The sequence below is a fragment of the Bacillus sp. LK2 genome, assembly GCF_001043575.1.
Lineage (GTDB): Bacteria > Bacillota > Bacilli > Bacillales > Bacillaceae_G > Bacillus_A > Bacillus_A paramycoides.
Window position 1 is genome coordinate 44,705 of the sequence record NZ_LDUK01000018.1, and the last position, 15,535, is coordinate 60,239.

Genomic DNA, 15,535 nt, shown 5'->3' on the forward strand with positions numbered 1-15,535 from the left:
TTTATCGATTTATATTCTTTGTCATACCAATGGTAAATTTCTTGAATCCAAAAGTTTCATAATATGTCTCCAAACTTTCTACACACATAAGTTGAGGGATTACTCGTTTTTGCTCACAATGTTGAATAATTCGATTCATCATTTCTTTTCCGATTCCCTCAGACTGATAGCTTGGTAGCACACACACTCCACATACAATTCCAGTAATTACACCATCTGAAATAACACGTCCCATACCTACTAATTGTTGCTTATCAAAGGCATATATTGCATACCAACTTTGATTACACATTTGTTCCAATTCATCAACTGTTAATTTAAGTGAATTCCATCCTAAAGATTCATATAGGGTTAGCAATTGTTCAAAGTTATTAGGGGGCTCAATTGTATAATATATAGATTTTTCCAAATAATCACCTCCTGACTGAGTAGTTACAAAATTTTTTCATTTGTACCTCCTGTATAATCCATAAGGTTATTTCTATAATATAACAATTTTCTTCACGCAAGATAGATAAAATATAATATGTATATTGTATTCATGCCCGGTTAACATAACGTAACATTATCGGTAGCAAGGAAAAGGCGAATCCTTACTCTCAGAAGGAATCCCCTTTTTTATTTTCTATAACTCTATTCATCTTTTTATACATTCCTATCCTGGCATAGGTTTTAGGCTTCTCGTTTGTTACTCGATTAACCGAAAAACTGTATAAAATCTTGCATGCTCTTAGCGTGGGTTTTTTCCGAAATGCTGGCGGTACCCCATCTCCATCAACTTAAAGAGTTAATAGTGTCCCCAGAACGAAATTTTGTGTTAACTTATAACAAAAAAGCATATTTTTTCGTTTTGGGGTTGACCTGTTTTCTTAGCTTGATGGGCATGGCGTGCTCTCCCTTAAAGGTCAATTGATAAATTAAAACAAAGTTCAATTATTTAAAATAAAGATTAATGAGGAATCCTATTTTTACAATTTTCACCCTTAATGTAAAACCGGTTAGTTGAATAAGAAACAGTTACTATTCATCGGTTAGCTTAAATCTAAAAACCAACCGTCTCTTTGATGGTTGACCATTGAATTACAGATTCAAACTCATTGTCAGTCATCATTGCTCCAACCAAGATATCATCAATGTTATTTTTATCATTCAAATAGTATTCAAGAGTTAAATTGATAATTTTTGAGGTATGTAAATCCAATAATTCATTCTTAGAAATCCAAAATAATTCCCCTTCGTCAGAAGGAATAAAGTTACTATGATCTGTTTCTCCAAAGTAGACATATTGCTGACGCAATTCACCACTATTTTTCTCAAGCAGAATGTATTTCAGCCTAAAGTTTTTAATTTCTTCTTTTTTATATCCTGTTTCTTCTTTAATTTCTCTGTAACTTGCTTCCATTGGAGAATTGAGTTCATTAGCTTCCATATGACCTCCAATACCACCCCAAAATTCAAAATTAAAGATTTTACTCTTTTCTTTCTTCATCATTAACATTTTGCCTTGATGAATTAAGAATGCCGTAGCCATCTGTCTTACTTCCAACAATAACATCCTTTCCACAATTTCTAATTTTTTATTAAACTAATCTGCTTCGTTTAAGTGTAAACTTTTACAAATTCCTAATTTTAGTTTAACATAATATGCCAAAATACTTTCAGAAAATTCACATAAATATATCAAAAAATACGAAGACGCACAGTTTAGTTTTGTAAGCTTGATAGCGATGTGGCGGTACCCCTTATAGAACTAAAGCACCAGTTAGTTCTATAAGAATTATTCTCGAACTTCTCTAATACTTTTTCCACTTAAAAACGCGTGTCCATTTGTTAATTTTTTTACTGTTTGAAATCCATACTTTTGATATACTTTTTCAATTGATTCGTTTATTGGGAAAACCCAAAGTTTTTTAATTCCTCTATTTATTACTTCTTTTTGTATAAATTGAATAACTTCACCTATCAAGCCTTTACCTCTGAATTCTTCAATTGTAGCTACACTTTCCATTCGAGCTTGTTCCCCATCCTCAAAAATACAAGCAGTTGAACAAGCTATCCCGTCGAACCGAAGAAGATAATGGGTGAAGGAAGAATGATTAAATTGTTCTTTATAAACTTTTTCAATAGATTCCTTTCCTCCAAACTCTTTAATACTACTTTCTATATCTAAAGCTTCTTGATAATTTTCTGTTGTTACTTTTTCAATAGTAACGCTCTTATTATTTTGAATTTTAATCACTTGGTTATTCCACAATTGAACAGGACTAACGAGCTCTTCATATCCAAAGTTCCTTGCTTTTAATTCAGTAATTAGCTTTTGTTGGCTTTCTAAATTATAGATATAAAACCTGGGTATGATTTTATTAGACTGATAATAGCTAATAACCTCGTCTATAACTGACTGCGGATGTAAACATTCATCAATAATATGTGCGTGATTTGAGTCATAATAATTTGGTTGATTTTCATTACAAAATAACGCTCCCCACGAGGTATCAATTCGTTTAGAAAAGGTTTCATAGTATGAAATGTCAAGCATTAAAAGTTCTTGTGAATTTGGCATATAGTTACCCCTCTATTTTCAGAATACACTTAATATTAATTGAATTATAGCATATATATTTCAAATCTTTCTTAAACTAACCTGCGCCGTTAGTTGAATAAGACAAGATAAAGCAATAATCGTTACAAAAAGAATCATAACAAAATAGACCAAACATATTATATATATATAATATGTTTGGTCTATTTATTTACATACATTTCAAGGCTGTTACCCTAAGATAACTTATACTCTGGATGTTTTTTAGTGCTTCGCTTCGTGTAATTGATGCTCGCATTTACTTAATTTTTTTTCTTCATTCATTAGAAATGGCTCATCTAAATCCGTCGCAACGGATTTCATAATTTCCAGCTGAGAACGAGCCGCTTCTACTGCAGTAGTGGCATGTTCTAATGTGTCTGGATCCATTGAAATTGTTGCAGAACCGACCATTTTTTGTGCTGTTTCTACACGGAATTTTACTTCTTCAAAATCATTTACATGTGAACTCATTGTTATTGCCTCCTTTGTATTTTGCGCATTTCACATAGTTTTTGCTCTGTAAAACGGAAATATACAAAGGAATAACAAAGGAGGTTACCAAGTAAGGTAACCTCCTGTCATATGTTGGATTAAAGTTTTACTACGTTAGCAGCTTGAGGTCCACGGTTTCCTTCAGTAATGTCGAAAGATACTTCTTGACCTTCCTCTAAAGCTTTGTAGCCGTCGCCTTGAATAGCAGAGAAATGTACGAATACATCATCAGAGCCTTCCATTTCGATAAATCCAAAACCTTTTTCATTGTTAAACCATTTTACTTTTCCTTGCATGTTACAATTCCTCCTAAAAAACGATTACTTTTTTTCATTTAGTGAAATTCATTTGAAAAGATAATATAAATTAAAAATGCTATATTCTCGAATATTCTGCTAAATGATTAATTTAAATATACATGAATTGGTAGAATTTAGTCAAGTAAGCGGTTTTAAATTTTTGTATTTTTAAATAATTTTCAGCTCGAATTTTTAAAAAGGTATAGGACAAGCCGAGTATGTAATATTCTTAAATGAAAGCTGTACATAATGAGGTGAAAGAATGAACGAGTCTTATTTATTAGATAATGAAGGAATGAAAAATAGAGACGACATACCGAATTGGGTTGCAAAAGAATTTAATAATTTTTCGAATGTCGTGCTAGAACCCACTTTTCCATGTTATTTTGGTTTGACAGCTTTAAAAAAGAATGAGCTGCGTTATTCATTTCTTTCTCATAATGATTGGAGTCATTTGCCAAATACAATGTTATCCTTCTTAGAGTTAATGAAGGAGCGACCAATTGTAAGAAGAGGCTTTTTTCTTTTTGTAGAACCTGAACGTGAAGAACAGCCACTCGAATATTATCGTGATTATTTTTGGAAAGTACTGCAGTATTTACATGAAAATGATGGTCAAACATGGCCGAAGCAAATTCCGAAAGATCCGGACCATTATTTATGGGAATTTTCATTTGGTGGTGAACCGATATTTGCATTTGGGAATGCACCTGCTTATAAACAGCGAAAAACTAGGCATTTAGGAAATTCACTAGTTATTGGATTTCAGCCACGTACTATTTTCGATGGATTAGAAGGAGATCGGCCTAAAGGCTCATATTCAAGACAAGTGGTCCGTGAACGGGTGGAAAAGTGGGATCAGCTACCGAAGCATCCTAATATTAGTCACTATGGAGATCCTGAACATCGTGAATGGAAACAATATTTTATTGGGGATGATATTGAACCGATTAAAGGTAAATGTCCTTTTCTGCATAGCATAGAGAAATAAGAGCCATCATCTAGATGGCTCTTTTGCATATTTTGGATAAAAAAGGGTATTTTAATAGTGGATATTTCTTATGAAGCGAGTCTATTTTTCATATTTGCATCATTACTTAGTAGTAAAGGAAGTAGAAAGGATAGAGCGATGTTTGGAGCGATTATACAGCAAATAGTATTAGGTATTTCATTAGCTGCACCGGTAGGTCCGATTAATATTGAGATGTTAAAACGAGGAATTGAACGCGGATTTTGGCATGCTTGGATTGTTGGAATTGGGGGAATGACTGCAGATATATTGTTTATGCTTCTTATTTATTTCGGTTTATCTTCAGTGTTTATGTATACATATGTACAAGCTTTTATGTATTGCACTGGGTTTTTCTTATTGTTTTATTTAGGATTTCAAAGTGTAAAACAAGGGATTTCTCACGCGAATATGGAATATAAACAAGAAGAGGTAGGTGGACTTAAACAATCTTTTATGGCGGGATTTTTAATCGCGATATCCAATCCGTTAAATCTTGTTTTTTGGTTTGGTATATACGGAAGTACACTTAGCTCATTGCTTACGAAGGTAACGAAACAAGAAGCTTTTTTATACAGTCTTTGTATTATTGTTGGTATTATTTTATGGAATTTAAATATTGCTTTTTCTGTTCATTTTGGAAGAACTTTATTAAAGAAAAAAGCACTTGGCTATATTACAGCAGGAGCAGGTATTATTTTAGTGGGATATTCTATCCATTTTGCATACAAAGCTTTACAGTTGTTCACATAAGATTGAAGGGGAGATTTTTATGTATCGAACCACTATTGACGGAAAAGAAATTATCATCACTTTAGCACCAAAAATTCGAAAAGAAATTACTGATAGAAATCCACTATATGAAGCGGTATTTAACAATGCAGCAAGGTTGCTGCAAACGAAACAACCAACGTTTGCGGTAAATCATGAAGTATTTGGGCTTATTATTGGAGAAGTACAAAGGGGAGAAGTAACAGTATTTGCAGTGGAACACATTATTCCGAAGCAAAATATATTTGGTCCGAACACTTTTTTCTCGACAATAGAGCAGCAGGCAAATTTGTAAAGTGAATAGAATAAGAATAAAATAGAAATAGTCGTAACGATAGGTTGCGGCTGTTTTTTTGGAGAAGGGGGAAGAAAGATGAAGAGAGTGGTAAAGGAGTTCTTTTTACAACATGATATTGTTATTATGTATAGTGTCCTATTAATTTTTATCATTATTTTAAAAATGCAATTTTTCACATGGATCGGTATTTTATCGTGTCTTGCTGGAGTCGTTTTTTATACGCTTAACGAATATGTAACTCACCGTTTTTTATTTCACATTAAGCCACCAAAGAATCGTTTTTTATTAAAAATGCTTCGCAGATTACATTATGATCATCACGTGTATCCAGACGATTTGAAATTATTATTTTTACCTGTTTGGTATAGTTTACCTGGTTTTGCAATTTATTTATTCGTTTTATACGGATTTACAAAGAGTGTTACAGTTACACTCTCCTTTGGAATTGGAATGATCATAATGCTTCTCGTTTATGAATGGAAACATTATATTGCACATAAGCCGATTCGTCCCTTTACTAAGTTTGGAAGATGGCTTAAAAAACAGCATATATTACATCATTATAAAAATGAAAAGTATTGGTTTGGTGTTTCTAATCCAGTGTATGATTTTTTATTCGGTACGTATAAAGATGGGAAAGATGTTGAACTTAGTGAAACGGCTCGTAATTTAGAAAAGAAGAAAGAGACAGAAGTAGTGCAATAGCACTACTTTTTTGTGTCTTAATGAGGGAAAAGATTGATTTAGGTTTCACCTTATTTTGAAAAAGTATATTAAAAATTTAGGGAGAAATGACGAAAAATGTCTATCGAAAAATCTTTGCAGGAACGTAAGGATTGACTAAAATAAATATAAGTTTCTGAATATTTATAAAATTTAGTCTTTAGGTATACAAGGGGGAATTGTATTTCAAGTAAGAGAGGGGATCGGAGAATGAAACGAGATGATACGTCAGCACGTAAGTTGCAAAATGAGGTGAATTATACAGAGGTTGTTCAGTCAGAAGAATTTCAATTGTTATTAAATAGGAAAAAGAAGTTTATCGTTCCAATGAGTATTTTCTTTTTAAGTTTTTTTATTGCACTACCTATTTTAACATCGTATTCAAAGGTGCTCAATACACCGGCATTTGGTGATATTACTTGGGCGTGGGTATTTGCTGTTGCGCAATTTATAATGACATGGGCATTATGTATGATTTATAGCAAAAAAGCAGAATCCTTTGATGAAATCTCGCAAAAAATTCTGCAAGATATGCAAAAAGGGAGGGGCTGAATTTGAATACAACCGCTTTTGCACTATTTTTAATTATCGTCCTTGGTACACTTGTTATAACTTATTTCGCATCGAAAAAAACGAAAAATGCGAGTGAATTTTATACGGCTGGAGGGGGATTAACTGGTTGGCAAAATGGTCTGGCCATTGCTGGTGATTACATGTCTGCTGCGTCATTTCTTGGCATCGCCGGAGCGATAGCATTAACAGGATTTGATGGGTTCTTTTATAGTATAGGTTTCTTAGTTGCTTACTTAGTTGTATTGTACCTAGTTGCAGAACCGCTTAGAAATTTAGGGAAGTATACGTTGGCCGATATGATTGCGGCGCGTTTTGATGCAAAGAAGGTTCGCGGGATTGCAGCATTAAATACGATGACGATTTCAATTTTTTATATGATTGCACAATTAGTTGGTGCGGGTGCACTTATTAAATTATTATTAGGAATTGAATATACGACAGCCGTATTAATCGTTGGTACACTTATGACAGTATACGTTATTTTTGGTGGTATGACGGCTACAAGTTGGGTGCAAATTGTAAAGGCTGTACTACTAATGGCTGGTACATTTGTTATTTCTGTTATCGTTTTTGCAAAATTTAATTTTAGTGTGACAGAAATGTTCGCTCAAATGAAAACAGCTACTCCATTAAAAGATTCGTTTTTAAATCCGGGAGTGAAGTATAAAAATGGTCTTGATACACTTTCTTTAAATTTAGGACTGGTTCTTGGTACAGCGGGATTACCGCATATTCTTGTCCGCTTTTTTACAGTACGTGATGCAAAAACTGCGCGTCAATCTGTTGTATATGCTACGTGGTTAATTGGGGCATTTTATATTATGACAATTTTCTTAGGATTTGGTGCGGCGGCGTTTGTAGGAAATGAGGCAATTATTAAAGCAAATCCAGCCGGTAATATGGCAGCACCTTTGTTAGCGAAAGCGTTAGGCGGAGATTTCTTATTCGCGTTCGTATCGGCGATTGCTTTTGCAACCATTTTAGCGGTGGTAGCAGGTCTTGTATTAACAGCAGCTTCAGCATTTGCTCATGATTTTTATAACGAGATTATTCGCAAAGGAAAATCAACGGAAAAAGAGCAAGTGTCAATGGCCCGCTATGCGTCTATTGGAGTAGCGATAGTATCTATTATACTCGCTTTGTTTGCTCAAACATTGAACGTAGCATTTCTAGTATCGCTTGCATTTGCAGTTGCAGCGAGTGCTAATTTACCAGTTATATTATTTACGATATATTGGAAGCGCTTTAATACAACGGGTGCTATTTGTGGCATGGTCGTTGGTCTTATCTCAGCAATTGTTCTTGTAGTGCTAAGTCCAAACGTTTGGAATCCGGTAGCAGGGAAAGCTATTTTTGTTGGAGAGGCGATATTCCCATATACGACACCTGGAATTATTTCTATTCCGCTTGGATTCCTTGCCGCATATTTAGGAACAATTTTCTCTAGTAAGAAAGAAGATGCAGCGAAATTTGATGAAATTCTTGTGAAATCTAATACTGGTCATGGTATTAGTGATGCATCTACACATTAAAAAAGAGGAGCTTTTCGAATTATAAGAAAAGCTCCTTTTTCTTTTGTCATTTTCTTATAAATATTACTTTATTTTTGGTAGGATTTGTCTTGGTTTTGTGGAATGAAAATAGGCAGGGAGAAATTTAACTCATCATGGGACCAGCGCAGCTTTGTGAAAAATAAGTTGTTATGGAAGGTGGAAGAAAGGATGAAAACAAAACAAACAGATGAATTATTAGCAAAAGATGAGCAATATGTTTGGCACGGAATGCGTCCCTTTAGCCCGAGTAGTACAATGGTAGGAGCAAAAGCAGAAGGGTGCTGGGTTGAAGATATACAAGGAAAAAGATATTTAGATGGTATGAGTGGTCTTTGGTGTGTAAATAGCGGATATGGGCGAAAAGAGCTGGCAGAGGCAGCTTATAAGCAATTGCAAACATTGTCATACTTTCCGATGTCACAATCACATGAACCAGCAATTAAGCTCGCTGAAAAGTTAAACGAGTGGCTTGGTGGAGAGTATGTTATATTCTTCTCTAATAGTGGATCAGAAGCGAATGAAACAGCTTTTAAAATAGCAAGGCAATATTATGCTCAAAAAGGTGAACCACATCGTTATAAATTTATGTCACGTTATCGTGGTTATCACGGAAATACAATGGCAACGATGGCGGCGACTGGACAAGCGCAGCGCAGATACCAATATGAGCCATTTGCATCAGGGTTTTTACATGTAACGCCTCCGGATTGTTACCGTATGCCAGAAATGGAATCGCAAAATATTTATGATGTAGAGTGTGTGAAAGAAGTAGATCGTGTTATGACGTGGGAATTAAGCGAAACGATAGCCGGATTTATAATGGAGCCGATTATTACAGGTGGAGGTATTTTAATGCCGCCACAAGACTATATGAAAGCGATTCATGAAACGTGTCAAAAACACGGTGCACTACTTATTAGTGATGAAGTTATTTGTGGTTTCGGCCGTACAGGAAAGGCATTTGGATTTATGAATTATGACGTTAAGCCGGATATCGTTACAATGGCAAAAGGTATTACGAGCGCGTACTTACCATTATCAGCAACAGCTGTGAAAAAAGAAATTTATGAAGTATTTAAAGGAACGGGAGAATATGAATTCTTCAGACATATAAATACATTTGGTGGAAATCCAGCTGCTTGTGCATTAGCACTTAAAAATTTAGAGATTATGGAAAAGGAAAATTTAATTGAGCGCTCTGCACAAATGGGTTCACTTTTATTAGATCAATTAAAAGAAGAAATTGGGGAACATCCGCTTGTTGGGAATATTAGAGGGAAAGGGCTATTAGTTGGAATTGAACTAGTAAATGATAAAGCGACGAAAGAACCAATTGATAACGACAAAATCGCAAGTGTTGTAAATGCTTGTAAAGAAAAAGGGCTCATTATCGGACGAAACGGTATGACAACAGCAGGTTATAATAACGTCTTAACATTAGCGCCGCCGCTTATTATTTCAAGTGAAGAAATTGCCTTTGTTGTTGGAACGTTGAAGACAGCTATGGAACGTATTTAGTAACTAGGACGAGAGAAGCGAGCTGTAATATAAGGCTCGCTTTTGTTTATTATTTTGATTAGGGGGTGTATTAATAGATAAGTATGATTTTAACCAACATTATCACATTGGCTATTATGAAGATGGGCATGACTTAGAAGTGACCGCATATAAAAGAATAAATGAACCAATTTGGGATGCTTATATTCCACAATATGAGGCAGACGATTTTTATAAAAAGGTGGAGAAAATGAAGCTAGGTGAATATATAGATGACTATGGTATAAAAGTATATTCATTTAGTGATGATATCGATGATGAGGAAGTACGAACTATTTTTGAAAAATGGTTAAAAACGAATGCGATTGTTTAAAGATGAAATGAAAAAGGAGATTCCTATTTTATAAGATAGGAATCTCCTTTTATTATATTAAACTTATTTACTTGCTTTCATTGCTTTATCTTTTGCACCAAAAGTGTATTTTAACATTGGTGGTGTAATCATTGTAGTTAAAATAACGACAATAACGATAGCTGTAAAGTAGTCTTGTGCTAATAGACCAGAAGAAAGTCCTGTTCCTGCGATGATAAGAGCAACTTCACCACGAGAAACCATTCCAGCACCGATAATTGCAGAAGACTTTGCATCAAATCCAGTCATTCGTGCACCGAAGCCACAACCGATTAGTTTCGTCAATACAGCGATAACTGTTAATGCTAAGATGAACCAAATTTGATTACCAATACCGTCAAATGTAATATTCATACCGATACTAACGAAGAAGACTGGTACGAACATTGCGTAAGCGATTGGCTCTACTTTCTTTTCTACTTCATGTTTGTAGTTCGTTTGAGAAATAGCGATACCAGCTGCGAAAGCACCGATAATACCAGCAATTCCTAATAGTTCGCCGAAATATGCGAATGAGAAACAGATGATAAGTGCTGCGCTAACGATAGACTCAGATACGCGAAGTGGTGATAACCAACGCATAATCGCTGGAACACCTTTCCATCCGATTAAAATAATAGAAGCAAAGAATACTACTTTCTTCAAGATAATCATTGTTAAATTAACATCATCTGTACCTAAGAAGCTCATTGCGAATGCCAATAAGATAACAACAAGAATGTCATCAAATACAGCTGCTCCAAGCATTGTTGTACTTTCACGTGTTTTCATCTTACCTAAATCACGAAGTGTTTGAACGGAAATACTAACACTTGTCGCACATAGAAGTAATCCTAAAAAGACAGCGTTTCCTTGCTCCATTCCCATAACAAGCCCGGAAACGTAACCACCTACGAATGGAAGAATGATACCTCCGAGTGCAACTGCTAAAGAAGAATTACGATTTGCATTTAATTCGTCTAAGTCTGTTTCAAGTCCAGCCATAAACATTAAAAGAATAACTCCGACATTACTTAATTGCGTTAGAAGTTCTGAATTCTCAATCCAACCTAATACAGCTGGGCCGATAACGATACCGACAATTAATTTACCTAGTACAGAAGGTTGACCTAATCTAACACTAAGATCACCAGCAAGCTTTGTACTTAATAAAATAAGTGCAATTTGAAAGAAAAATTCGTATTGCATTTGATCCTCTCCTCATCATTTTTATTTTTATCATACGATTTCTCGGAATTTGCCTAATGAAAATATGTAAAACCCATTAAACAAAGGGTCTAGTTACGAGTTCTTTTGAACTCGTAATTTGAACCTGTAATTAATATATAATAAAATTTATTAAAAATCAATGAAAAAATAGCAGGTTTTCATGAGAGGACTCGTTTTAGAAACGGGGGATATAGCTATATAATAAGAAGTAACAAAGTTTACATATAATGAATGGAGAAAGAAAAATGTTATTAAATCAACGCTTTACAATTGGAGAAATGGCGAAAATGCATAATATAGCGGAATCTACATTACGTTATTATGATGAGAAAGGAATTTTTCATCCGTCAACTGTTGACCCTCAAACCAATTATCGCTATTACACAATTGATCAGTTTTCACTATTAGATACGATTAAATTTTTACGTCAATTGAATATCCCGTTAAAGGAAATCAAGAAATATATTGATGAACGAAACCCGTATTATGCGCTGAATTTACTTGAAAAACAACAAGAAATGATGCTGAAAAAGCAAAGAGAAATCGAGTATGCTTTGGCAAAAATGGAACATAAAATCCATTTAATGAAGAAAGCGACGAGATCAGAAGCGAATCAAATTATTTATAAAAAGATATCGAAACGAAAAATTACAGCAATTGCAGTTGCGCCTAATACAACGGATGATATGTTTGAGTATTATATCCATTCGCTGCAAAAAAATATAAAGCAAATTGATAATAGTTTATTTTCAGGAGATATCGGTGTAACAGTTTCAAAAAAAGCATTACTTCAAAATGATTTTCAAGCGTATAACAGTGTGTTTATTCTATTGGATTACATGCCTTTTCAAGTGCATACTTCAGATGAAATAAAAGAAGGGATATTTGCTTGTTCTTATCATCATGGACCATATGAAGAAACAGATGAAACGTATACGGAATTATTAAAGCACATCGATAACGAAGGATACGAAGTGTGCGGAGATGCGCTTGAGCTTGCGTTAATTGATTGGTCTGTAACAGAAAATCCGAAGGAGCAAGTAACGGAAATTCAAATACCTGTTGCTAAAAAAATAAATAAACAATAAGCTTATATATTTTTCAATTCTCTATTGACCTTCAAGTTACTTGAAGGTTTAAACTGTGAACAGAGCATTGAGAAAAAGGAGCATATTAGTATGGAAGCAACAGAAAAATTAAGAGAAAAACCGATAAAAAGTTTATTTATTTCGTATTTAATACCAGCAGTTCTTGGGATGGTATTAATGTCAGTGAATATCATGATTGATGCGGTCATGATTAGTAGAGGAGTTGGAGCGAACGGTTTAGCAGGAGTAAACGTGGCTGTTCCAGCGTTTTCAATTTTCTTCTCTATCTCATTATGGATTGGAATGGGTGGAGCAACGCTATATTCTATTGCACTAGGTGAAAATAAATTAGAAAGAGCAAGATCTATTTTTACTCAATCTATGACAGTGGCAGTTATTATCGTAGGTGTTTTAGCGGCTATTTGCTTATGGAGAATAGAAGATTTAGCATATCTGTTTGGTGCAAATGAAGTGATTTTACCATATGCGTTAGACTATTTACACGTGTTATTAACATTTGGAATGATATATGTTTTAGAAAATATTTTAAGTACATTTATACGTAACGATGGAAATCCTAATTTAGCAATGGCAGGTCTTGTCGTAACAGCTGTATTGAACATTATCTTTGACTATATCTTTATTTTCATCTTTGGATGGGGCGTAACAGGTGCTGCATCAGCGACTATTCTTTCGGCAGCAATTGGTTTCCTAGTATTATTAACTCACTTCTTTAGAAAAAGTAGTGTTTTAAAGTGGACGAAATTCCATTTTGAATGGGATACGGTTAAACAAATTATGGTGATTGGTTTCCCGAGCTTTACAACTGAAATTACAGTAGCGATTGTAACGGTTGGTTTTAATATTGCTTTTGTTCAATATGCAGGAGAAGTAGGTGTCGCTTCTTATGCGATGGTCAATAGTATTCATGCAATGACATTACTATTATTCTTCGGTGTTGGTGCCGCATTACAACCTATTGCTAGTTTCCATTATGGTGCAAATTTACCAGAAAGACTGCGTGAAGGATTACGGTTGGCTGTAAAAATTGCAGTTGTACTCGGAGGCGTAGCAATTGTTGTCGGTTTATTCTTCGGGAAATATATAATTGGTTTATTTGATGTTCAATCCCCAGAACTATTGGAGTTAACGTTAACAGGTATAAGTTTATTCTTTATCCAATATGTATTTTTAGGCTATAACATTGTGTATGGTGAATATTTCCAATCTGTGCGACAAACGACAAAATCAGTTCTTATTATTTTGAGTCGTGGTTTACTATTTATTATCCCACTGTTATGGATTATGCCGAAATTATTTGGCGTAAATGGAATTTGGCTCGTTATGCCAGTAGCAGAAATATTGACAGCAATCATTGTATTTACGATGAATCGTATGAAACATCCTGTTCCATTAAACTTGGCGGGAAAGAAAGAAGCAATATAATAAAAAAGTCCCCTTGAAAATAATTAAGGGGATTTTTTCATTCCTTTAAACTAATAGCAAAAGATCCATCTGTTTCCTGCACAGAAGCGAAAGCAACGTTTTTAATATTTGTAATGCCTTTCGCCTGTAACTCTGCATGTAACCACTTTACATTTTTATGGATTAGCTTTAAGTTATCGTATTGAATTTGTGAATCAACGATAAGAGCAATTGGTAATCCAGAATACTTAACATCTATATTCATATCTTTCGGAGTCAATGGTATGAGTTCTCTTTTTGGCAAAATACTTATAGATCCATTTGCTTCTAAAATTGCATATTCAATTTCATGAACACTCGGATAGCCTGCAACACGGAGGTTGGATAGTAATTCGGCAATTGGATATCTACTCTTCTTTAGGTTTTCAAAAATAATATCTCCATGTTTTATTAAAATAATGGGATGCCCGAGAATGAAGCGATTCAATTTATTTAATAAGCTTAGCTTTGTAAGTAGTAGATGTAAGCATGTAATGGCAACCATGCCGAAAAAAGCTTGCAAAGCACCGTCGACTGGTATCGCTTGAAAGGCCAAATAAGATAAAAAGATAATTGCGCCAAAATCATGAGGAGTTAGTTGTGCTAGTGCGGATTTCCCTAATAACTTAAGTGATATTAAAAATAAAATAAAAAAGAACGATACATTACATAAAAAGACGAGCAATATGTACACTCCTTCGTGCGAAGTTGTACTTACTATTCCCAAAGATATGATAAATATTACTTTTAGAGGGGAATTTGGACTGAATTGGAATTTATCTGTATACAAACGACTTAGTGGATATTATGATGAACAAATAGAGAAAATAGGAGTATATGTGAATGCTAAAGAAAAAAATTATTAAGTATAGTTTAGTTATGTTGATAATTTGCGCTGTTTATGTGGGATTTTTACAATATAACATTTATAAGCATGGTCATATGAAAGCACCAGATGAAGTGGATTACATGATTGTACTAGGCTCGAAAGTAAATGGAACGAAACCGTCTTATTCACTGCAATATCGTATCGATAAAGCAGCTGAGTATTTAAAATCACATGAGAAAACAATTGCTATCGTATCTGGAGGGCGAGGAAAAGGCGAAGATATTTCAGAAGCTTTAGCGATGAAACAAGGATTAATGAAACAAAATATTGCAGAAGACCGAATAATAATGGAAGACCGTTCGACGAGTACGGATGAAAATATTAAATTCTCAAAACCTCTTATCTCTGAAAATATGAAAAAAGGGATGATTGTAACGAATGATTTTCATATGTTCCGAGCGAAAAAGATTGCGGAAAAACAAGGATTAACATTAGAAGGTCTCCCGGCAAAAACACCGAAACCAATTATCATCCAATCGAACGTTAGAGAATATTTAGCGATCACACAATATTGGTTATTAAATCGAATATAATCAACTTGAATCCCATCTGAAATTTCAGGTGGGATTTACCTTAATATAAATCTTACAAATATGTCATCTTAATGAAAGGTAAAGCGATAGTTTCTAAAGTGGTTTCCTGACATAATGAAGGTAACAAAAAACTTTAGAGGT

Annotated in this window: 18 protein-coding genes; 11 read left to right on the forward strand and 7 right to left on the reverse strand. The window is 34.1% G+C overall.

The window, feature by feature from the left end; all coding sequences use genetic code 11:
* Position 1 precedes the first annotated feature (1 nt).
* From VK90_RS12970 to cspB, 5 genes are all read right to left on the reverse strand, one after another.
* Complete coding sequence (locus VK90_RS12970) at positions 2-409, reverse strand: GNAT family N-acetyltransferase (protein ID WP_048373293.1); 408 nt, start codon at positions 407-409, stop codon at positions 2-4.
* 633 nt (positions 410-1,042) lie between these two features.
* Entirely contained in the window at positions 1,043-1,531 is a 489-nt protein-coding gene (locus VK90_RS12975) for an NUDIX domain-containing protein (RefSeq protein WP_048373294.1), read from the reverse strand.
* A gap of 246 nt (positions 1,532-1,777) precedes the next feature.
* Positions 1,778-2,563, reverse strand: coding sequence for a GNAT family N-acetyltransferase (locus VK90_RS12980; RefSeq protein WP_048373296.1), 786 nt, complete (start codon positions 2,561-2,563; stop codon positions 1,778-1,780).
* Between the two features lie 243 nt (positions 2,564-2,806).
* Entirely contained in the window at positions 2,807-3,055 is a 249-nt protein-coding gene (locus VK90_RS12985) for a DUF2564 family protein (RefSeq protein ID WP_048373299.1), read from the reverse strand.
* 119 nt (positions 3,056-3,174) lie between these two features.
* Positions 3,175-3,372 carry a cold shock-like protein CspB gene (gene cspB / locus VK90_RS12990; protein ID WP_002171227.1) on the reverse strand — a complete coding sequence of 66 codons (198 nt, stop codon included), beginning with the start codon at positions 3,370-3,372 and terminating at the stop codon, positions 3,175-3,177.
* Positions 3,373-3,637: 265 nt separating this feature from the next.
* Here cspB and VK90_RS12995 point away from each other — a divergent pair, with 265 nt between their 5' ends.
* From VK90_RS12995 to VK90_RS13030, 8 genes are all read left to right on the forward strand, one after another.
* Positions 3,638-4,366 (forward strand): YqcI/YcgG family protein, encoded by a 729-nt coding sequence (locus tag VK90_RS12995; RefSeq protein WP_002171228.1) that lies wholly within the window; start codon positions 3,638-3,640, stop codon positions 4,364-4,366.
* A gap of 138 nt (positions 4,367-4,504) precedes the next feature.
* Entirely contained in the window at positions 4,505-5,137 is a 633-nt protein-coding gene (locus VK90_RS13000) for a LysE family transporter (RefSeq protein WP_025147163.1), read from the forward strand.
* A gap of 19 nt (positions 5,138-5,156) precedes the next feature.
* Positions 5,157-5,450: a hypothetical protein gene (locus tag VK90_RS13005; RefSeq protein ID WP_002171230.1), complete on the forward strand. Its 294-nt coding sequence runs from the start codon at positions 5,157-5,159 to the stop codon at positions 5,448-5,450.
* Positions 5,451-5,528: 78 nt separating this feature from the next.
* On the forward strand, positions 5,529-6,158 hold the full coding sequence (locus tag VK90_RS13010; protein WP_002171231.1) for a sterol desaturase family protein: 630 nt from the start codon (positions 5,529-5,531) through the stop codon (positions 6,156-6,158).
* A 228-nt stretch (positions 6,159-6,386) separates the two neighbouring features.
* On the forward strand, positions 6,387-6,728 hold the full coding sequence (locus VK90_RS13015) for a DUF485 domain-containing protein (protein ID WP_002171232.1): 342 nt from the start codon (positions 6,387-6,389) through the stop codon (positions 6,726-6,728).
* Between the two features lie 2 nt (positions 6,729-6,730).
* Positions 6,731-8,281 carry a solute symporter family protein gene (locus VK90_RS13020; RefSeq protein ID WP_002171233.1) on the forward strand — a complete coding sequence of 517 codons (1,551 nt, stop codon included), beginning with the start codon at positions 6,731-6,733 and terminating at the stop codon, positions 8,279-8,281.
* Between the two features lie 189 nt (positions 8,282-8,470).
* Positions 8,471-9,820, forward strand: coding sequence for an aspartate aminotransferase family protein (locus VK90_RS13025; protein ID WP_048373301.1), 1,350 nt, complete (start codon positions 8,471-8,473; stop codon positions 9,818-9,820).
* A 73-nt stretch (positions 9,821-9,893) separates the two neighbouring features.
* Positions 9,894-10,172 carry a DUF3986 family protein gene (locus VK90_RS13030; protein WP_048373302.1) on the forward strand — a complete coding sequence of 93 codons (279 nt, stop codon included), beginning with the start codon at positions 9,894-9,896 and terminating at the stop codon, positions 10,170-10,172.
* 63 nt (positions 10,173-10,235) lie between these two features.
* Here the strand turns inward: VK90_RS13030 and VK90_RS13035 are convergent, their stop codons facing one another.
* Positions 10,236-11,399 (reverse strand): cation:proton antiporter, encoded by a 1,164-nt coding sequence (locus VK90_RS13035; protein ID WP_048373304.1) that lies wholly within the window; start codon positions 11,397-11,399, stop codon positions 10,236-10,238.
* A gap of 266 nt (positions 11,400-11,665) precedes the next feature.
* Here VK90_RS13035 and VK90_RS13040 point away from each other — a divergent pair, with 266 nt between their 5' ends.
* Entirely contained in the window at positions 11,666-12,508 is an 843-nt protein-coding gene (locus VK90_RS13040) for a MerR family transcriptional regulator (RefSeq protein ID WP_048373306.1), read from the forward strand.
* A gap of 90 nt (positions 12,509-12,598) precedes the next feature.
* Entirely contained in the window at positions 12,599-13,954 is a 1,356-nt protein-coding gene (locus tag VK90_RS13045) for an MATE family efflux transporter (protein ID WP_048373308.1), read from the forward strand.
* A 37-nt stretch (positions 13,955-13,991) separates the two neighbouring features.
* Here VK90_RS13045 and VK90_RS13050 read toward each other — a convergent pair whose 3' ends face one another.
* Entirely contained in the window at positions 13,992-14,657 is a 666-nt protein-coding gene (locus VK90_RS13050) for a DUF421 domain-containing protein (protein ID WP_048373310.1), read from the reverse strand.
* A gap of 158 nt (positions 14,658-14,815) precedes the next feature.
* Between VK90_RS13050 and VK90_RS13060 the strand changes: the two genes are divergently transcribed.
* Positions 14,816-15,394, forward strand: coding sequence for a YdcF family protein (locus VK90_RS13060; protein WP_048373311.1), 579 nt, complete (start codon positions 14,816-14,818; stop codon positions 15,392-15,394).
* Positions 15,395-15,535: the final 141 nt, after the last annotated feature.